This window comes from Tistlia consotensis USBA 355, assembly GCF_900177295.1.
GTDB classification, from domain to species: domain Bacteria; phylum Pseudomonadota; class Alphaproteobacteria; order Kiloniellales; family DSM-21159; genus Tistlia; species Tistlia consotensis.
Genome location: NZ_FWZX01000017.1, coordinates 1 through 17,966 on the forward strand (window position 1 = coordinate 1; position 17,966 = coordinate 17,966).

At 71.2% G+C, this 17,966-nt stretch carries 18 protein-coding genes; 14 read left to right on the forward strand and 4 right to left on the reverse strand.

Going from position 1 to position 17,966, the window contains the following annotated elements:
• The 9 genes from B9O00_RS18750 to B9O00_RS18790 form a co-directional block, all read left to right on the forward strand.
• On the forward strand, nucleotides 1–340 hold a 340-nt coding region (locus tag B9O00_RS18750), incomplete at its 5' end, for an IS66 family transposase (RefSeq protein WP_143596274.1).
• A gap of 192 nt (nucleotides 341–532) precedes the next feature.
• Entirely contained in the window at nucleotides 533–1,321 is a 789-nt protein-coding gene (locus tag B9O00_RS18755) for an IclR family transcriptional regulator (RefSeq protein WP_159460259.1), read from the forward strand.
• On the forward strand, nucleotides 1,318–2,655 hold the full coding sequence (locus B9O00_RS18760; RefSeq protein WP_085124241.1) for a pyridoxal-phosphate dependent enzyme: 1,338 nt from the start codon (nucleotides 1,318–1,320) through the stop codon (nucleotides 2,653–2,655). The genes B9O00_RS18755 and B9O00_RS18760 overlap by 4 nt, the downstream gene beginning before the upstream one ends.
• Nucleotides 2,652–3,791 (forward strand): ABC transporter substrate-binding protein, encoded by a 1,140-nt coding sequence (locus tag B9O00_RS18765; protein ID WP_085124242.1) that lies wholly within the window; start codon nucleotides 2,652–2,654, stop codon nucleotides 3,789–3,791. Before B9O00_RS18760 ends, B9O00_RS18765 begins: the two co-directional genes overlap by 4 nt.
• A gap of 11 nt (nucleotides 3,792–3,802) precedes the next feature.
• Complete coding sequence (locus B9O00_RS18770; protein ID WP_085124243.1) at nucleotides 3,803–4,696, forward strand: branched-chain amino acid ABC transporter permease; 894 nt, start codon at nucleotides 3,803–3,805, stop codon at nucleotides 4,694–4,696.
• Between the two features lie 4 nt (nucleotides 4,697–4,700).
• Nucleotides 4,701–5,693, forward strand: coding sequence for a branched-chain amino acid ABC transporter permease (locus B9O00_RS18775; RefSeq protein WP_085124244.1), 993 nt, complete (start codon nucleotides 4,701–4,703; stop codon nucleotides 5,691–5,693).
• Nucleotides 5,671–6,495: an ABC transporter ATP-binding protein gene (locus B9O00_RS18780; protein WP_200808571.1), complete on the forward strand. Its 825-nt coding sequence runs from the start codon at nucleotides 5,671–5,673 to the stop codon at nucleotides 6,493–6,495. Before B9O00_RS18775 ends, B9O00_RS18780 begins: the two co-directional genes overlap by 23 nt.
• The gene (locus tag B9O00_RS18785) at nucleotides 6,485–7,201 is read left to right on the forward strand and encodes a branched-chain amino acid ABC transporter ATP-binding protein (RefSeq protein ID WP_200808572.1); all 717 of its coding nucleotides are present in this window, start codon (nucleotides 6,485–6,487) and stop codon (nucleotides 7,199–7,201) included. The genes B9O00_RS18780 and B9O00_RS18785 overlap by 11 nt, the downstream gene beginning before the upstream one ends.
• A gap of 54 nt (nucleotides 7,202–7,255) precedes the next feature.
• Nucleotides 7,256–8,440: a M24 family metallopeptidase gene (locus B9O00_RS18790; RefSeq protein ID WP_085124245.1), complete on the forward strand. Its 1,185-nt coding sequence runs from the start codon at nucleotides 7,256–7,258 to the stop codon at nucleotides 8,438–8,440.
• A gap of 39 nt (nucleotides 8,441–8,479) precedes the next feature.
• On the opposite strand, the gene B9O00_RS18795 is transcribed toward B9O00_RS18790, so the two are convergent.
• A complete protein-coding gene (locus B9O00_RS18795) occupies nucleotides 8,480–9,259 on the reverse strand; it encodes a phytochelatin synthase family protein (protein ID WP_085124246.1) in 780 nt (259 codons plus the stop codon).
• Nucleotides 9,260–9,482: 223 nt separating this feature from the next.
• Between B9O00_RS18795 and B9O00_RS18800 the strand changes: the two genes are divergently transcribed.
• Both B9O00_RS18800 and B9O00_RS18805 read left to right on the forward strand, forming a co-directional pair.
• Complete coding sequence (locus tag B9O00_RS18800; protein ID WP_085124247.1) at nucleotides 9,483–9,800, forward strand: ArsR/SmtB family transcription factor; 318 nt, start codon at nucleotides 9,483–9,485, stop codon at nucleotides 9,798–9,800.
• Nucleotides 9,801–9,870: 70 nt separating this feature from the next.
• Nucleotides 9,871–10,917: a permease gene (locus tag B9O00_RS18805; RefSeq protein WP_085124248.1), complete on the forward strand. Its 1,047-nt coding sequence runs from the start codon at nucleotides 9,871–9,873 to the stop codon at nucleotides 10,915–10,917.
• Nucleotides 10,918–11,026: 109 nt separating this feature from the next.
• Here B9O00_RS18805 and lipB read toward each other — a convergent pair whose 3' ends face one another.
• A complete protein-coding gene (lipB, locus tag B9O00_RS18810; RefSeq protein WP_085124249.1) occupies nucleotides 11,027–11,701 on the reverse strand; it encodes a lipoyl(octanoyl) transferase LipB in 675 nt (224 codons plus the stop codon).
• A 131-nt stretch (nucleotides 11,702–11,832) separates the two neighbouring features.
• Here lipB and B9O00_RS18815 point away from each other — a divergent pair, with 131 nt between their 5' ends.
• Both B9O00_RS18815 and mgtE read left to right on the forward strand, forming a co-directional pair.
• Complete coding sequence (locus B9O00_RS18815) at nucleotides 11,833–14,118, forward strand: NADP-dependent malic enzyme (RefSeq protein WP_085124250.1); 2,286 nt, start codon at nucleotides 11,833–11,835, stop codon at nucleotides 14,116–14,118.
• Nucleotides 14,119–14,123: 5 nt separating this feature from the next.
• Nucleotides 14,124–15,512, forward strand: coding sequence for a magnesium transporter (gene mgtE / locus B9O00_RS18820; protein ID WP_085124251.1), 1,389 nt, complete (start codon nucleotides 14,124–14,126; stop codon nucleotides 15,510–15,512).
• Between the two features lie 6 nt (nucleotides 15,513–15,518).
• Here mgtE and B9O00_RS18825 read toward each other — a convergent pair whose 3' ends face one another.
• On the reverse strand, nucleotides 15,519–16,328 hold the full coding sequence (locus B9O00_RS18825) for an alpha/beta fold hydrolase (RefSeq protein ID WP_085124252.1): 810 nt from the start codon (nucleotides 16,326–16,328) through the stop codon (nucleotides 15,519–15,521).
• A gap of 99 nt (nucleotides 16,329–16,427) precedes the next feature.
• On the opposite strand from B9O00_RS18825, the gene B9O00_RS18830 reads away from it, so the two are divergent.
• The gene (locus tag B9O00_RS18830; protein WP_085124253.1) at nucleotides 16,428–17,012 is read left to right on the forward strand and encodes a CGNR zinc finger domain-containing protein; all 585 of its coding nucleotides are present in this window, start codon (nucleotides 16,428–16,430) and stop codon (nucleotides 17,010–17,012) included.
• A gap of 33 nt (nucleotides 17,013–17,045) precedes the next feature.
• Here B9O00_RS18830 and B9O00_RS18835 read toward each other — a convergent pair whose 3' ends face one another.
• Entirely contained in the window at nucleotides 17,046–17,954 is a 909-nt protein-coding gene (locus B9O00_RS18835) for an alpha/beta hydrolase family protein (RefSeq protein WP_085124254.1), read from the reverse strand.
• Nucleotides 17,955–17,966: the final 12 nt, after the last annotated feature.

Here is a 17,966-nt window from a genome sequence, read left to right on the forward strand (position 1 = left end):
CGGCGACATTCGCTACGCCCTCAGCCATTGGGAAGGCCTGACCCGCTTCCTTGAGGACGGCCGACTGGAACTGGATACCAACCCGGTCGAGAACGCCATCAGGCCGGTGGCCCTCACAAGAAAGAATGCGCTCTTTGCGGGACACGAGATCGGAGCAGAGAACTGGGCGCTGCTAGCCTCCATTGTCGCCACCTGCAAGCTCAGCGACGTCAACCCGGTCGCCTATCTCGCCGAAATCCTGGAGGCCATCCTCAACGGCCACCCGCAGAGCAGGGTCGAAGACCTCATGCCCTGGAACTTCCGCAAGGCGTCAAGCCCGAAGCCAAAGGGCATCGCCTAAGCGCTTACTGCCGACGGCGACCCCTGCGCGTCTCGCCCGTGCACATCTTGCCCCGTGCGCGTCCTTGCCCCATGCGCGTCCTTGCCCCATGCGCGTCCCTGCCCCATGCGCGTCCTTGACAGCCCCGGCAGGGCGACGCTAGAAGGAGCTCATGAATATCGGAACGATGTTCCGATAATAGGAACATTAAAGATGACCGATGTCAGCCAGACATTCGACCGCGGCCTGAGCGTCCTGGAGTTCATCGACGCCGCGCCGGCGCCGATCGGCGTGCGGGAGATCGCGCGGCGCCTGAATCTGGGCACCTCCATCGTCCAGCGCCTGGTCAACACGCTCGAGCAGCGCGGCTTCGTGGAGCAGGTCAGCGACACGCGGCGCTATCGGATCGGCCATCGCGCGGTGGTGCTGGGCAAGAACAGCCGCCACGACGACACGCTGATCACGGCGGCCCACGTGCAGCTGGTCCGCCTGGCCGAGAAGTTCGGCCTGAACGGCTTCCTCGGAATCCTGAAGGAGAACCGGGCCGTCTACGTGCTCTGCGTGCCGAGCCGGCAGCGGGTGGTGCTGCGCGTCGACGCCGGCGAGACCATGCCGCTGCACACCACGGCGCTCGGGCGCGTGCTGCTGGCGGCGCTCGGCGACGAGCAGGCGGGCGCGATCCTCGGCTCCGGTCCGCTCGAGCGGATCATGCCGAACTCGATCACGGATCCCGCGGCGATCGTCGCCCGTCTCCCGGACGTGCGCCGGCTGGGCTACGCCTCGGTCGACGAGGAGAACCTGCCGGCGGTCGTGTCGGTCGGCGCGCCGGTGCGCAACGCCGCCGGCGCGGTGGTCGCCGGCCTGAGCGTCGCCTACACCAAGAACACGGTGACCGTCGGCTTCGACGAGGTGGTCGAGGTCGTCGTCGCGGCGTCGCTCGAGGTCTCGCGGGAACTCGGCTGCCCGGACGCCCTCGGGGACAGCTGGGTGATCGCCCGATGAGCGCCCGCCGGCCGCTCGACCGGATCGCGGGCTATGCCTGCCTGCGCTGCGGCGCGCGCCAGCCGCTGTCCCAGGCCGTCGATTACGCGAGCGGCTGCCCGCGCTGCCGGGACGAGGCGCCGGCGCCCTTCGCGGTCGCCTACACGGAGCGGGCGCTGGCCGGGCGGCGCTGGCCGGAGCATCGGCTCGGCGGCGGCCTGTGGCGCTACGAGGGCTTCCTGCCACTGCGCGCCGGAGACGCCGTGATGCTGGGCGAGGGGGACACGCCGCTGGTCGCCGCCGGCCGCTACGGCGGCAGCATCGGCATCGACGGCCTCTTCATCAAGGACGAGAGCCGGAATCCGACCTGGTCGCACAAGGACCGCTTCTCCACGGTGGCGGTCTCCTACGCGCGGACGACCGGGGCGGCGGTGCTGGCGACCAGCTCCTCGGGCAACGCCGGCGCGTCGCTCGCCGCCTACGCGGCCAAGGCCGGCGTGCCGTGCATCGTGCTCACCTTCGCCGGCACGGCCGGCGCGATGGCCGCGCAGATCCGCAAGTACGGCGCGCTGCTGGTGCCGCTGGCCGACAAGGCCGAGCGCTGGCCGGTGCTGGCCGAGGGCGTCCGACGGCAGGGCTGGTTCGCAGCCTCGCCCTACCGGGCGCCGGTGGTCGGCAGCCATCCCGTCGGCGTCGAGGGCTACAAGACCATAGCCTACGAGACCTTCGAGCAGCTCGGCCGCAGGGTGCCCGACTGGTTCGCCGTGCCAACGGCATACGGCGACATGCTCGCCGGCATCTGGCAAGGCTTCCTCGACCTGCGCGACGCCGGGCTCTCCGACGGCCTGCCGCGCCTCGTCGCCGCCGAGGTCTACGGCTCTCTGGCCCACACGCTGGCCCGCGGCGGCGACCGCCCGGCAGCGATGGACCGCCGCTTCGACACCGACGCCCTCTCGATCGGCACCCTGCAGGGCTCCTTCCAGGCGCTGAACGCGTTGCGGCGATCCAACGGCGTCGCCGTGCCGGTCACGGACGACGAGATCTTCGAGGCGCAGGACGCTCTGGCGTACCGCGAAGGCCTCTTCGGCGAACTCTCGTCGGTCGCCCCGCTGGCCGCGCTCGCCCGCCTGCGCAAGGCTGGCACGATCCGGCCCGGCGATCGTGTCGTCGGCCTGGTCTCGGCGAGCGGGCTGAAGGATCTCGACCGCTCCGCGCGGCACGTCGCGCCGCTGCCGCCGGCGACCGGCGGCTTCGAGGGCGTGATGGGCTACCTCGCCGACCACTACCGGTTCCCGGCACCCGCAGAAGGGCCGGGCGGCAACGACCAGCAGTCCAGGGAACGGAGGAGAGCATGATGAAGAAGACGTTCGGGGCGTCGTTTCTCGCCGTGGTGCTCGCGGCGGGTCCGGCCATGGCGCAGGAGGCCGTCCAGATCGGCGTTTCGGCGCCGCTGACCGGGCCGGTGGCGCACGGCGGCGAGCACGAGATGCGCGGCATCAGGCTGGCGGTCGAGGAGATCAACGCGAAAGGCGGCGTGCTCGGCAAGCCGATCGCGCTGACCGTCGAGGACAACCAGTGCAATCCCTCGGTCTCGGTGACGGTGGCCAACAAGCTGATCGAGGACGGCGTCGTCGCGATCATCGGCGCGCAGTGCAGCTCGGCCGTCCTGGCGGCGATGCCGGTGGTCCAGAAGGCCGGGGTGCCGCTGGTCTCGGGCATCGCGACCAGTCCCTCGATCACCGAGAAGGCTGGCATCGGCGGCAATCCCTGGGTGTTCCGGCTCAATCCGTCGGACCGGGAGCTGGCCGTCGCCGACGTGAACTACCTGGCCTCGCTCGGCTCCGTGAAGCGGGTCGCCATCGTGGCCGAGAGCACCGACTACGGCCGCGGCGGCGCCGAGGCCTTCGCCAAGGCGGCCGAGGCCAAGGGCATCGAGGTGGTCTCGACGGACTTCCATCCGCTGGGCGCCGCCGACTTCACCACCATCCTCACGCGCCTCGGCCGCAGCGGCGCGCAGGCCATCGCGCTCTACCAGGCGCCGGCGGACCGGGCGAACTTCGTGCGCCAGAAGGAGGCGCTGGGCGTGAAGGCCGCCCTGACCGGAAAGCTCAACTTCGCCGGCGAGGCCCACGAGAAGCTGCTGGCCGACGGGGCGTTCGACCAGGCCGTGACCGCCTTCCCCTATGCCCCGGAGGTCGACACGCCGGCCAACAAGGCCTTCGTGGCCAAGCTGGTGGCCAAGTACGGCGAGACCTCGCAGTACGAGAGCTTCGCGGGCTACGAAGAGGTCTACGTGCTGGCGGCGGCGATCGAGCGGGCGGGGACGCCCGACAGGGCAGCGGTCCGCGCGGCGCTGACCAAGACGTCCTACGCCTCGATGCTCGGCGGCACGATCACCTTCGACGATCACGACCAGGCGCACAACAAGGCGGTGATCAGCCGGGTCGACGGCTCGAAGGTCACGGTCGTCGACGTGTTCTCGACCAACTAGGCCTGCCCGAGATGGACCCCGTCTTCCTCGGGCAGCTGCTGCTGAACGGGATCGTGATCGGCCTGATCTACGGCCTGATCGCCACCGGTCTGACGCTGCAGTTCGGCATCCTTCACATCGTCAACTTCGCCCACGGCGAGGTCCTGATGGTGGCGATGTATGCCATGGCCGCCCTGCTGCCGCTGTTCGGCGGCGACTTCTTTGTCGCCTTCGCGGTCCTCGTCGTGCTGGCGAGCGCGGTCAGCCTGCTGGCCGCGCGCGGGCTGCTGGCGGCCCTCGCGACCGGCGGGGACGGCGGCGGCATCTTCGAGAAGAGCCTGTTGCTGACGCTCGGCGTCTCGATCGTCCTGGTGAACGGTGTGCAGCAGCTCTTCACGAGCAATCCGCAGATGGCGACGACCAGCTTCGGCTACGGCGCCTTCGCGCTCGGAGAGATCCGGCTGACCTACGCCCACGCCCTGGCGAGTGTCGTCGCGGTGGTCACCTTCGGCGCTCTCTTCTGGTTCCTGCTGCGCACGAACGCCGGCCGCGCCCTGCGGGCGGTCGCGCAGAACCGGGAGGCCGCCCTGATGATCGGCCTCGATCCGACGCGGGTGGCGCGGCGCGCCGTCGCGGTCAGCCTCGTGCTGAGCGCGGTCGCCGGGGCGGTCCTGGTCCCGATCATCGTGTTCCAGCCGACGGTCGGCCAGACCCTGCTGCTGAAGGCCTTCGCCGTGGTCGTCATCGGCGGGATGGGCAACATCGGCGGTGCCGTGGCGGTGGCGCTCGGCCTCGGCGTCCTGGAGAGCCTGGTCGGCGGCTTCGCCGACATCGTCTGGCAGAACGCGGTCGCCTTCGTCGCGATGATCGCGGTGCTCGCGATGCGCCCGCAGGGCCTGTTCGCCGCGGCGATCCGGAAGGGCTGACGGCATGCCGCCCGCGATGCGCTCCCCCAAGGGGCTGCTCTTGCTTCTGCTGGCCGTCCTGGCGCTGGCCTATCCCTTCGCCAGCAGCTCCGGCTACCACCTCAACGTCCTCACCAACGCGCTGTTCTTCACCGTGCTGGCGATGTCCCTGAACGTGATCTACGGCTATGCCGGGCTGCTGTCCTTCGCGCAGGTCGGCTTCTGGGGCGTCGGCGGCTACGTCGGCGCGCTGACCGTCACCCGGCTCGGCGGCAGCGTCTGGGACGGCATGCTGGCGGCCGGCGCCGTCGCCCTGCTGCTCGCGATCGCCATCAGTGCCGTGTCGCTGCGCCTGTCCAACCACGCCTTCGTCATCGTCTCCATCGCCTTCACGCTGCTGCTGCAGCTGCTGGCGCAGGAATGGATCGACGTGACCAACGGCCCGATGGGCATTCCGGGGCTGCCGGCGCCGGAGATCGTCCTCGGCCCGCTGTACTTCGCCTTCGACGACCGGACGAGCCAGTATTTCCTCGCCCTGGCCTTCGCGGCCGCGACGCTGGCGGCGATCGGACTGGTGCTGTCGTCCCGTGTCGGGCGCACCCTCAGGATGCTGAAGCACGACGAGACGCTCGCGCGCTCGCTCGGCGTGCGCACCACCCGCTGGAAGGTCTTCGCGGCCGGCTTCGCGGCGGTCGTCGCGGCGATGGCGGGGGCGCTCTACGTCTTCTACCTGTCGATCGTCGATCCGACGATCTTCGACGTCTACTACACGCAGCTGATGCTGGTGATCGTCATCGTCGGCGGCCTCGGCAGCTTCTGGCCGATGATCGCCGCCGGCTTCGTGCTGGTCGTGCTGCCGGAGGTCCTGCGCACTTCCGACGAGGTCCGCATGATCTACTACGGCGTCGTCCTCATCGCCGGCGTCCTGTTCTTCCCGCGCGGCTTCGCGGGACTTCTCGCCGCGCGCCGGCGGCGGCATTCCTCGGGAGGGCGTCTTGGACAGCCTGGCAGCATCTGACGGCGTCCTGCGGCCGGCCGCGCCGACGGCGCCACCCCTGCTGAAGGTCGCCGAGCTGAGGCGCAGCTTCGGGGCGGTCCGGGCCGTCGACGGCCTCGACCTGGAGGTCGAGGCCGGCAGCATCACCGGCATGATCGGGCCGAACGGCTGCGGCAAGACCACCGCGGTCAACTGCATCACCGGCTTCGACCGCGGCTGCAGCGGCAGCGTCGAGCTGCAGGGGCGCTCGATCGCGCGCCGGCAGCCGGAGGAGATCGCGCGCGGCGGCGTGATGCGGACCTTCCAGGCGATCCGCGTGTTCGATGGCTTCTCGGTGCTGGAGAACGCGGCGATGGGCCGGCAGTGCTTCGACGGCCTCCGGCTGCAGCATCCGATCCTGCGCACGCCGCGCTTCCGGCAGGTGGAGCGCGAGACGCGGGCGCGCGCCGAGGCGCTGCTGGAGACCGTCGGCCTCGGCGCCAAGAAAGGCGAACTCGCCGGCAGCCTGTCCTACGGCCAGAAGAAGCTGCTGGCGCTGGCCGGCATCCTGATGTCGGAGCCGAAGATCGTGATCCTCGACGAGCCCGTGGCGGGGGTGAACCCGACGATGGTGCACGAGATCGCGGAGCTGCTCCGGCGCCTGAACGCGGCGGGCACGACCTTCCTGATCATCGAGCACAACATCGAGTTCGTCATGGCCCTCTCGGACCGCGTCGTCGTCATGGACCGCGGCCGTCGGCTGGCCTCCGGCACGCCGGCCGAGATCCAGCAGGACGAGCGCGTCCTCGAGGCCTACCTGGGAGGCGGCGACGGTGGACTCTGAAGCGGTGATCGAGACCGCCGGCCTTGTGGTCGGCTACGGCGGGCCGCCCATCGTCAGGGGAGCGGCTGTCACCGTGCGGCGCGGCACGATGGTCACCTTCGTCGGGCCCAACGGCGCCGGCAAGTCGACGCTGCTGCGCGGCCTGGCCGGGCTGTCGGCCGCCTACGCCGGCTCGATCCTCTACAACGGCACGCAGATCGCGGCGACCAGTGCGCTCGAGCGTCACGCCATGGGCATCGTCTTCGTGCCCCAGGGCCGCTGCAACTTCGGACGGATGAGCGTCGAGGAGAACCTGGAGATCGCCGCGCACGGCATCGCCCGCGCCGAGCGCAGGGCGGCACGGGCCTACGTCTTCGGGCTGTTTCCCGTCCTGGAAGAGCGCCTGCAGACGATGGCCGGGAACCTCAGCGGCGGCGAGCAGCAGCTGCTCGAGATGGCCATGGTGCTGCAGACGCGTCCGCAGTGCCTGCTGGTCGACGAGCCCTCGCTGGGCCTGTCGCCGAAGATGCAGGCGGACATCTTCGGCAAGCTCGGCGGCCTGCGCGACGCCGGCATGACGATCATCGTGGTGGAGCAGAACGTGCGTGCCGCCCTGGCGGTCTCGGACGACGCCGCGGTCCTGGTCAACGGCGAGATCGTCATGCAAGGGCCGGCGCCCGAGGTGGCCGGCGATCCGGGCATTCGCCGGGCCTATCTCGGCCACTAGACGAAGCCCATGACCCCTGGCGCCCGCGAGGGCGCCGTTCCGAGGAACCCGAACATGGACTACCCAGAGAGCGGTCTCGACCTCGCCGCGGAGGCGCGCCGGAAGGTCTTCGAGCAGGCCGGCGACGACGTCGGCGTCATCGTCGCCAGCCACCCGCCGATCAAGGGATACCTGAGCGGCTACTTCAGCATGCACCACGATCTGAACCCCCGCTATCTCTCGGCGGTCGTCGCCGGCCGGGAGACGGCGGCCCTGGTGGTGAGCGCCGCCGACGCCGGCCCGGCGGTAGAGGCCCTGGGCGATCCGGCGCTGGTCCACCGCTACGGCTTCTTCTGCTTCGAGGCGGCGGGTCCGGCCGACCCGCAGGGTTACGACGGTCCGGGGTCGCCGGGCTTCGAGGAGGCGGTCGTCGCCGCCCTCGCTGCGACGGCGCCGGCCGGCACCGTGATCGGCGTCGACCGCAGCAACGGCGACGGCCTGTGGACGCTGATCCGCGAGGCACGGGGCGTCGACCGCGTGGTGGACGTCACGCGCGCGATCGGCGAGGCCCGCAAGACCAAGCTGGACGGTGAGGTCGCACGCATCGCGAAGGCGACGAAGCTGGTCGAGGAGGGCATCCAGGCCGTGGTCGCCGAGGCCGCCGTCGGCATGACGGAGCTCGAGGCCGCCTCGCTCATCGCCGCCTGCATGGTCAGGGGCGGCGGCAACCCGCGGCTGATCAGCGTCACTTCGGGACCGCGCTCGGCGCTGGCCGACTGCTACCCGAAGTCCCGCAAGGTCGAGCCGGGCGACCTGCTGCGCATCGACGCCGGGTGCGTCGTGCAGGGCTACACCTCCGACATGGCGCGGACCCTCGTGTTCGGCGAGCCCGATAGGCTTCAGGCCACGCGCTACAACGCCATCCGCGTCGGCCTCGAGGAGGAGCTGCAGATGATCCGCGCCGGGGCCAGCACGCGGCGGATCTTCGAGGACACGGTGGGCATCGTGCGGCGCAGCGGCATCCCGACCTACCGGCGCCAGCATGTCGGCCACGGCATCGGGCTGGCCGGCAGCTACGACTTTCCGCTGCTGGCGCCCGGTTCCGACGCCACGCTCGAGGCGGGGATGTGCCTCTGCGTCGAGACGCCCTACTACGTCCTCGGCTGGGGCGGCATGATGGTCGAGGACACGATCCGCGTCACCGAGACCGGCTACGAGCCGATCACGACGATCCCGAGGGACATGGTGAGCGTCGGGTGAGGGGACGACTCGCCGGGCCTGCCGCGACCGGGCCCGCTACTACGACCCGACCCGCTTCAGCCGGACGAGGCCGCCGGTCTGGCCGGCGAGCACGCCCTGGTCGGCCGGGGCCGGCCGCAGCATCGCCTGCAGCAGCTTCTCGGCGCTCGACCAGTAGGGCACGTACCACTCGCGGTCGACGTCGAGCAGCAGCACCCGTCCGCTGCCGGCGTCGTAGGCGCCGACCGGCGAGACGTGCGGGCCGTCCCAGTCGCCGGTCAGGACGCCCTGGTTGAAGTAGACCAGCAGGAAGTCGTCGGCAGAGGCCTCGTTCTCGGCGAGCAGCGCCTGCAGCCTGGCCAGCTCTTCCGGCGTGTCGGCCGTGGGCCTGACCACCTCGATGGCGTAGCCGGAGAGGCCATAGGCCTTGAGGCTCTCGTCGAGGTAGACCGGCAGGTCGGCGAAGGTGATGCCGTCGCCCTCCTCGACGACCTTGGCGGTCCAGCCTTCGTCGCCGGTCTTCTCCAGCAGGGCCGCCTGGGTCACGATCGGCTCCTCGGCGCTGGCCGGCAGGCCGCGGAAGGCGTTGAGCACCGTGACGATGGCGGCCAGCGAGCAGGCGCTGGAGGTCTGCTGCGGCACGTAGAATCCGCTGAGCGCCCACCAGTCGGGCGCGGCGTGGCTGCGCAGGTAGTCGGGCGCCGCGTAGAAGGGCACGGCGTCCGGCCCGAACTTCGGCTTGGCTGGTGCCTGACTGTCGGCGCGGGCCGGAGCCAGCGCGAGAACGAGACCAACGACCAGCGCGAGGGCGCCGCACGCTCCCCGCAACGACCGCCGCATGACGGGCCTCCAAGGCTGTTGTGGAGCCGGAATCCTGCGCGCACTGCGGGTCGGCGGCAAGGATTTCGCTTCGCCCTTCGACAAGCTCAGGACGAAGCGAATGCAAGGCGCAGTCCCCAAGGGCTTCATCCTGAGCTTGTCGAAGGGTGAAGCCCTTCCGCGGCCTGGCAGCTCCCTGTCGGAGCGCTTGACAGGCGCGAGTTTTATCGATATTTCTAAAAATATGGAAATATATCGTGCCGCCCGCTGCCTGGAGACGCTCGGCCATCCGACCCGGCTCGAGGCCTTCCGGCTGCTGATCAAGGCCGGGCCCGAGGGCCTGCCGGTCGGCGAGGTGCAGGCGCACCTCGACGTGCCGGCCTCGACCCTGTCGCACCACATCGCCCTGCTGGTCCGTGCCGGGCTGGTCGAGCAGCGGCGTGAGGGCCGGGTGCTGCGCTGCCTCGCGAACTTCGGCCTGATGAACGAGCTGGTCGGCTTCCTGGCCGACGAGTGCTGCCGCGGCGTTTCCGCCCCCCTCCCCAAGCGCGACGCGAGCTGAGTTGCCATGACGACGCCCTCGGCCGCTCCCGCGCACCTATTAATTTCGATGATTCCGGAAGGATAGGATCATGTCCGAGCAGAGCCTTCGTGCCCCTTCGTCCGTCGCCGGTCTCGCGCGTCGGCTCGGCCGCGAGCGGGTCTGGCTGACCGTCGCCGGCATCCTGCTGCTGCTGGTCCTGACCGAGCCGCCCCAGGCCTCGGCGAGCCTGCGCTTCGTGCTGGTCGAGCTGTGGAGCATCGCGCCCTTCCTGCTGCTGTCGGTCGCCAGCGCGGCCTGGCTCAAGGCGGCCGGCGCCGACCGGCTGATCGCGCGCGTCGTCGGCCTGTCGCCGGGCCTGGCGATCCTGGCGGGTGCCGCGCTCGGCGCGCTCTCGCCCTTCTGCTCCTGCGGCGTCGTGCCGATCGTCGCGGCGCTGCTGACCGTCGGCGTGCCGCTGCCGGCGGTCATGGCCTTCTGGATCGCCTCGCCGCTGATGGACCCGGAGATGTTCCTGCTGATGGTGCCGATCGTCGGCCTCCAGTTCACCCTGGCCAAGACCGCCGCGGCGATCGCCATGGGCCTCCTGTCCGGCGGCACGGTCTGGGCGCTGCAGCGCCGCGGCCTCCTGGCCGACGCCCTCAAGGCCGGGCCGAAGGGCTGCGGCGGCTGCGGCGGCCCCAAGCTGCCTTCGGGCGAGACGCGCTGGGCCTTCTGGCGCGAAGCGCCGCGCCGCGCCCTGTTCGGCGCCGAGGCGGCCTCGGCCGGCGCCTTCCTGATGAAGTGGCTGGCCCTCGCCTTCCTGCTGGAGAGCCTGATGATCGCCTGGCTGCCCCAGGAGCTGGTCGCCGAGACTCTGGGCGGGCAGGGGCCCTGGACGATCCTGCTCGCCGGCCTGGTCGGCGTGCCGGCCTATCTCAACGGCTACGCCGCGGTGCCGCTGATCGCGCGGCTGCTCGACGGCGGCATGGCACCGGGCGCGGCCCTGACCTTCATGCTGGCCGGCGGCGCCAGCTCGATCCCCGCCGCCATGGCGGTCTGGGCCCTGGTGAAGCGCCCGGTCTTCGCGCTCTACCTCGGTCTGGCCCTGGCCGGCAGCGTGCTCTGCGGCTTCCTGTTCCAGGCGGTGGCCGGGTAGGCGCCGGCTTCGCTTCGCCCTTCGACGAGCTCGGGACGAAGCGAATTCGATGGCGATTCCAAGGGCTTCATCCTGAGCTTGTCGAAGGGTGAAGCCCTTTCCGGCGCCGTCAGCCGAAGACCTCGGGAAAGGTCCCGATCAGAGCGGCATCGACGTCGGCCATCGTCGCCGGGATGCCGAGGTCGACCAGCGAGGTCACGCCGTGCTCGCGGATGCCGCAGGGCACGATGCCGGCGAAGTGCGAGAGGTCGGGCTCGACGTTGAGCGCGACGCCGTGGAACGAGACCCAGCGCCGCACCCGCACGCCGATCGCGGCGATCTTGTCCTCGCGGCCGCGCTCGCCGCCGTAGGGGCCGCGGTCGACCCAGATGCCGACCCGGCCGCAGCGCCGCTCGCCGACGACGTTGAAGCGGGCCAGGCTGCGGATCAGCCACTCCTCCAGGTTCCGCACGTAGGCGCGGACGTCGGGGTTGCGGCGCTTCAGGTCGAGCAGCACGTAGGCGACCCGCTGGCCGGGGCCGTGATAGGTGAACTCGCCGCCGCGGCCGGTGCGGTGGACCGGGAAGCGCGCCTCCAGCAGGTCCTCGTCGCGGGCGCTGGTGCCGGCGGTGTAGATCGGCGGGTGCTCGAGCAGCCAGACCAGCTCCGGCGCCGTGCCGGCGCGGATCGCCGCGACCCGCTCCTCCATCGCCGCGACGGCCTCGGGGTAGTCGACGGGCCGCGCCTCGATCCGCCACTCGACGGCCTCGGCGGCGGGGCTGCTGCTGTGCTCCAGGGCGCTCATGACGCATATCTAGCAGCCGGGAGCGCCCCTTGTCTTCGCCAGCCGTTCCAGTACCTTGGCGCGCGACGCCCAGGGACCTCGGGTCCCGGGGCGGCCCATCACGGACCGAAGACAGGACAGGGGAGGCGCCGATGGCCGACACGCTCTCCGATGCGGCGCTCGCCTATCATCGCCAGCCGCGACCCGGCAAGCTGGAGGTCGTCGCGACCAAGCCGCTGGGCACCCAGCGCGACCTGGCGCTCGCCTATTCGCCGGGCGTCGCCGCCGCCTGCCGCGCGATCGTCGAGGATCCCGACGAGGCGGCGACGGTCACGGCGCGCCAGAACCTGGTCGGCGTGATCACCAACGGCACCGCCGTGCTCGGCCTCGGCGCGATCGGCCCGCTGGCCAGCAAGCCGGTCATGGAAGGCAAGGCCGTCCTCTTCAAGAAGTTCGCCGGCATCGACGTCTTCGACATCGAGCTCGACGCCCGCGATCCCGACAAGCTGATCGAGATCGTCGCGGCCCTGGAGCCGACCTTCGGGGCGATCAACCTGGAGGACATCAAGGCGCCGGAGTGCTTCGAGGTCGAGCGGCGGCTGCGCGAGCGCATGGCGATCCCGGTCTTCCACGACGACCAGCACGGCACGGCGATCATCGTCAACGCGGCGATCTACAACGCCCTGCGCCTGGTCGGAAAGAAGGTCGAGGAGGTCAAGGTCGTCTGCTCGGGCGCCGGCGCCGCGGCGCTGGCCTGCCTGGACCTGCTGGTCAGCCAGGGCGCGAAGCGCGAGAACATCTGGGTCAGCGACATCGAGGGCGTGGTCTACAAGGGCCGCGAGGCCCTGATGGACCCCTACAAGGCGCCCTACGCCCAGGACACCAACTACCGCACGCTCGGCGAGATCATCGAGGGCGCCGACATCTTCCTCGGGCTCTCGGCGCCCGGCGTGCTGAAGCCCGGGATGGTCGAGCGCATGGGCCCGGATCCCCTGATCCTGGCGCTCGCCAACCCGGTGCCGGAGATCATGCCCGAGGAGGCGCAGGCGGTGCGCCCCGACGCGATCATCGCGACCGGCCGCTCGGACTACCCCAACCAGGTCAACAACGTCCTCTGCTTCCCCTTCATCTTCCGCGGCGCGCTCGACGTCGCCGCGACGACGATCAACGAGGAGATGAAGCTGGCCTGCGTCAGGGCGATCGCCGACCTGGCGCAGATCGAGGCCTCGGAGGTCGTGGTCAAGGCCTACGGCGGCGAGACGCCGGGCTTCGGGCGCGACTACCTGATCCCGCGGCCCTTCGACCCGCGGCTGATCCTGGAGATCGCGCCGGCGGTGGCGCGCGCCGCCATGGAGAGCGGTGTCGCGCGCCGGCCGATCGCCGACTTCGAGGCCTATCGCCAGACGCTCTCCGAGTTCGTGTTCCGCTCGGGCCTGCTGATGAAGCCGGTCTTCGAGAAGGCCAAGCAGGACCCGAAGCGCGTCTTCTTCGCCGAGGGCGAGGCGCCGAAGGTGCTGCGCGCGATCCAGATCCTGGTCGACGAGGGCCTGGCGCTGCCGGTCGTCTGCGGCCGGCCGCGGGTGGTCGAGAAGCGCATCCAGGAATGCGGCCTCCGGCTGCGCATCGGCCAGGACTTCGAGCTGGTCAACCCGCTCGACGACCCGCGCTACAACGACTACTGGCGGCACTACCACGGCCTGCTCGAGCGCGAGGGCGTGACCCCGGACCGGGCGCGCACCGTAGTGCGCACCGACGCCACCGTGATCGGCGCCCTGGCCCTGATGCGCGGCGACGCCGACGCCCTGATCTGCGGCGTCGAGGGCCAGTACCGCAATCACCTGGTGCACCTCGAGCAGATCGTCGGCAGGGCGCCCGGGGTCCACAACCTCTCGGCGCTCAGCCTGGTGATCGCCCGCTCGGGCACCTTCTTCATCGCCGACACCTACGTCTCGGAGAATCCCGAGATCGAGGAGCTGGTCGAGATGACCGTGCTGGCCGCCGAGGCGGTCCGGCGCCTCGGCATCACGCCGAAGATCGCGCTGCTCAGCCACTCCAACTTCGGCAGCCACCACGACGCCGAGGCCTGCAAGATGCGCGAGGCGGTGCGCATCCTCCACGACTCCTACCCGGACCTGGAGGTCGAGGGCGAGATGCACGCCGATGCCGCCCTGTCCGAGGAGATCCGCCACAACGTCTTCCCGAACTCGCGGCTGAAGGGTGCGGCGAACCTGCTGATCATGCCGCGGCTCGATGCCGCCAACATCGCCTTCAACCTGCTGAAGGTCGCCGGCGAGGGCCTGCCGGTCGGGCCCCTGCTGATCGGCACCAACCGCCCGGCGCACATCGTCACGCCGTCGGTCACGGCGCGCGGCGTCGTCAACGTCAGCGCGCTGGCCGTGGTCGAGGCGCAGGGCCGCGCCCTGGTGGTCGAGGACTGAGCTCGATGGCCGAGGTCCAGACCGACCGGCCGCCCGAGACCAGCCCCGACGAAGTCGGCCTGAGCGACGAGACGGTGCGCGCCGTCGAGATCGCGCTCGACGGCGGCCGCGTCGACGAGGTCGAGGACCTGGTCGACGAGCTGCACCCGGCCGACATGGCCGACCTGCTGGAGAGCGTGACCCGCGAGGACCGGGCGCTGCTGCTCGACATCGTCGGCCCGACCCTCGATCCGGAGGTGCTGACCTACCTCGACTCGGCGCTGCGCGACGAGGTCGCCGAGAAGCTCGGCCCGAAGGAGACCGCTGCGATCCTGAAGCGGCTGGAGTCCGACGACGCCCTGGAATTCTTCGAGGACCTGTCCGAGGAGCTGCGCGTCCAGGTGCTGGCGCGCGTGCCGGTGACCATCCGCCGGCTGCTGCAGGAGGGCCTGGAGTACCCGGAGGACTCGGCCGGCCGCCTGATGCAGCGCGAGGTCGTGGTCGTGCCGGCGATCTGGACGGTCGGCGAGACCATCGACTACATGCGGCAGCACAAGAAGCAGATGCCGCAGGACTTCTACGACCTCTACGTCGTCGACCCGCGCTACAAGCCGATCGGCAAGCTGCCGCTCAGCCGGGTGCTGCGCAACAAGCGCCCGGTCAAGATCGTCGACATCATGCAGCAGGAGCTCAACCCGGTACCGGTCGGCCTGGACCAGGAGGAGGTCGCCTACCTGTTCAAGCAGTACTCGCTGCTCTCGGCGCCGGTCGTCGACCCGGCCGGCCGCCTGGTCGGCGTGATCACCGTCGACGACGTCGTGCACGTCGTCGAGGAGGAGGCCGAGGACGACCTCCTGAAGATGGGCGGCGTCTCGGAGACCGACCTCTATTCGGCGGTGCTGCAGACGACCCGCTCGCGCTTCACCTGGCTGGTCGTCAACCTCGGCACCGCGGTGCTCGCCTCCTCGGTCATCGGCCTCTTCGAATCGACCATCTCGAAGGTCGTCGCACTGGCCGTGCTGATGCCGATCGTCGCCTCGATGGGCGGCAACGCCGGCACCCAGACGGTGACCGTCGCGGTGCGTGCTCTGGCGCTCAAGGAGCTGACCGGCAAGGCGGCCTGGCGCTTCGTCTGGCGCGAGGTCATGGTCGGCGTCGCCAACGGCCTGCTCTTCGCGGTCCTGGTCGGCCTCGTCGCCTGGGCCTGGTTCGACCAGCCGCTGATCGGCGTCGTGATCGCCGCGGCCATGGTCATCAACCTGCTCTCGGCGGGCCTGTTCGGCACGATCATCCCGCTCGCCCTGGAGAAGCTGGGCGCCGACCCGGCGGTCGCCTCGACGGTCTTCCTGACCACGGTGACCGACGTCGTCGGCTTCTTCGCCTTCCTGGGCCTGGCGGCGCTGATCCTGTTCTAGGCCCGGTCACGCCCCACTCGGGCCGAGCAGGGCGGCCAGGATCGCCTCGGGCGCGTCCTCCTGGACCAGATGCGCGGCGCCCGGCACGAGCAGTGGCGGCGCGGCGCCGATCAGGCCGGCGAGGCGCTCGCCGAAGGACGGCGGGATGAAGCTGTCCTCGGCGCCCCAGACCAACCGGACCGGGAAGGGCGGGCGGCCGTAGCGCCGCTCCAGCTCGGCGACGTAGGCTTCGTCGGTCTGGGCAATGTAGCGGTAGAAGGCCGCCTGTCCGGCTTCGCCCCGGAACGGCGCGGCGTAGATCTCCCGCGCCTCCGCGCTCAGCGGCCGGGCCGCCGCCTGCTGGATGTAGGCCTGGAACAGCGCCTCGTGCGCATAGGCGGGCAGGCCGGCGAAGGCGGCCTCGTGCTCGCGGACGTGGCGGAAGAAGGGCGAGCCCGAGGGCAGCACGGCGACCGGGTCGATCAGCGTCAGCCGGCGGTACTGCAGGCCGCCGAGGAAGTGGCCGCGCAGCGCGGCCAAGCCGCCGAAGTCGTGGGCCACGATCTCCGGCCGCTCCAGGCCCCAGTGCCCGAGCAGGGCGGCCAGGACCGGGTCGTGCGAGGCGGGATCGACAGCTGCGGCCTTCTCGGAAGCGCCCATGCCGGGCAGGTCGAAGAAGAAGACGCTGCGCCCGCGCGCCAGCCAGGGCGCGATGCGACGCCAGACCTGCGAGGAGAAGGGCCAGCCGTGGATCAGCACCAGCGGCTCGCCCTCGCCGATCCGTCCCCAGGCGATGCGCCGGCCGTCGTGCTCGAAGCTCTGGTTGAGGGTCAGCATGTTCCGTCTCTCCGATAACCGTTTTATCAGAAATAAGAGTTATCTTGCTCTGATCGACAGATCAACCTATAAATCAAATATAATGGTTACGAGACGCTCATGAGCATGTGGCGAACCCACGGCTTCTTCGGTGGCCACCCGGTCCTCGACTTCGCCAACACGCTGGACGACGACGGCAAGACGCGCGCCGAGGAGACGCTGCGCGACTGGAGCGATCTGCTCGCCTGGGCGCGCCAGGCCGAGGTCGTCGACGAGGACGAGGTTGGCAGGCTCGCCGCCTGCTCCGGCCCCGAGGCGGCGGCCGCCCTGGCCCGGCTGCTCGCGCTGCGGGAGCTCGTCTGGTCGGTGCTGTGTGCCCAGGCCGCCGGCCGGCCCGCGGCGCCCGAGCAGCTCGAGGCGCTCGCCACGGCGATCCGCGAGGCGTTGGCGCGCGCGCATCTGGTCCAGGCCGGCGGGGGCTTCGCCTGGCAGGTCGCGTTCGCCGATCAAGGCCCCGACGTCGTTCGACTGCGCCTGCTGCTGGCCCTGGAGGCGCTGCTCCAGGATCCGGAGCTGGTCCGGCTCAGGGAGTGCGGCCGCTGCACCGCCCTGTTTCTGGACCGGGGGCGCGGCGTCGGGCGCCGCTGGTGCCGCATGGAAACCTGCGGCAACCGGGCCAAGGCCGAGCGCTTCCGGCGCAAGTGACCGCCGGCCTCGGCCGGCTTCGGCAAGCGTCGCTCAGAGCCCGGGCAGCCGGTCCAGGTGGTCGGCCGAGCCGCGGTCCATCATCGCCATGTGGCTGACGCCGGGGCTGCCGTCGGCGAGGTCGAGCTCCGCGACGCTGCCGCCGGCGCCGCGCAGCGCCGCGGCAAAGTCGCGCCAGCGCGCGGTCAGGCCGCGCCAGGTCGCGTCGCAGTCCAGGTAGTCGCCCCGGGCCAGCACGACCGGCACGCCGGCCAGCAGCTCGGGCCGCTCGGCGAAGCCGGAGGGCTCGAGCGCGATCAGGCGCTCGACCGCCTCCGGGGCACGGGCCGCGGCCTCGAAGGCGGCCTCGCCGCCCTGGCTGTGGCAGATCACCGTGGCCCGGCCGAGCCGGCGCAGCACGGCCTCGAAGGCCGCGACCTGGGCCGGGCCGCTGCTGGTCCAGCGCGGCACGAAGCCGCGGCCGAAATCCTCCAGGCGCGCGACCGGGAACTGCTGGTTCGGGAAGGCGCGGCGCGCCGCGAAGTCCTCCGGCCGGCCGAAGCGGAACAGGCGCCAAGCCTCCTGCAGCGAGCGCAGGATCGGCTCGCCGGGCCACAGGCCGGGCTTCCAGCCGGCGCGGCCGCGCTCGACGTTGTCGACGACGTGGACCTCGAGGCCGCGGTCGAGCAGCAGGTGCAGCCAGCCGGGCCGGCCGTCGGGCGTGGTCTCCCACATCGCGCCGGTCATGCCGCCGCCGTGCAGCAGCACGACCGGCGGGCGGTCGCGCCGGCGGCTCGGCACGAAGTACTGGACGTAGGCGCTCTCGACCGGGAAGGCGCCGTTGGGATCGTAGGGATAGCGGGTGCTGGCGGTGAAGGCGATCTCGCGGCAGGGCTCGCCGCTCACCTCGACCAGGCGGCCGCCCGCGCGGTAGCTGCCGAAGTCGCTGAGGCTGTAGCTCACCGCTCGTCCCCG

Excerpts from the sequence above, each read along its gene's own strand:
- B9O00_RS18755 (WP_159460259.1), top strand. The coding sequence starts at position 533 with ATGACCGATGTCAGCCAGACATTCGACCGCGGCCTGAGCGTCCTGGAG.
- B9O00_RS18760 (WP_085124241.1), top strand. The coding sequence starts at position 1,318 with ATGAGCGCCCGCCGGCCGCTCGACCGGATCGCGGGCTATGCCTGCCTG.
- B9O00_RS18765 (WP_085124242.1), top strand. The coding sequence starts at position 2,652 with ATGATGAAGAAGACGTTCGGGGCGTCGTTTCTCGCCGTGGTGCTCGCG.
- B9O00_RS18770 (WP_085124243.1), top strand. The coding sequence starts at position 3,803 with ATGGACCCCGTCTTCCTCGGGCAGCTGCTGCTGAACGGGATCGTGATC.
- B9O00_RS18775 (WP_085124244.1), top strand. The coding sequence starts at position 4,701 with ATGCCGCCCGCGATGCGCTCCCCCAAGGGGCTGCTCTTGCTTCTGCTG.
- B9O00_RS18790 (WP_085124245.1), top strand. The coding sequence starts at position 7,256 with ATGGACTACCCAGAGAGCGGTCTCGACCTCGCCGCGGAGGCGCGCCGG.
- B9O00_RS18795 (WP_085124246.1), bottom strand. The coding sequence starts at position 9,259 with ATGCGGCGGTCGTTGCGGGGAGCGTGCGGCGCCCTCGCGCTGGTCGTT.
- B9O00_RS18800 (WP_085124247.1), top strand. The coding sequence starts at position 9,483 with ATGGAAATATATCGTGCCGCCCGCTGCCTGGAGACGCTCGGCCATCCG.
- B9O00_RS18805 (WP_085124248.1), top strand. The coding sequence starts at position 9,871 with ATGTCCGAGCAGAGCCTTCGTGCCCCTTCGTCCGTCGCCGGTCTCGCG.
- lipB (WP_085124249.1), bottom strand. The coding sequence starts at position 11,701 with ATGAGCGCCCTGGAGCACAGCAGCAGCCCCGCCGCCGAGGCCGTCGAG.
- B9O00_RS18815 (WP_085124250.1), top strand. The coding sequence starts at position 11,833 with ATGGCCGACACGCTCTCCGATGCGGCGCTCGCCTATCATCGCCAGCCG.
- mgtE (WP_085124251.1), top strand. The coding sequence starts at position 14,124 with ATGGCCGAGGTCCAGACCGACCGGCCGCCCGAGACCAGCCCCGACGAA.
- B9O00_RS18825 (WP_085124252.1), bottom strand. The coding sequence starts at position 16,328 with ATGCTGACCCTCAACCAGAGCTTCGAGCACGACGGCCGGCGCATCGCC.
- B9O00_RS18830 (WP_085124253.1), top strand. The coding sequence starts at position 16,428 with ATGAGCATGTGGCGAACCCACGGCTTCTTCGGTGGCCACCCGGTCCTC.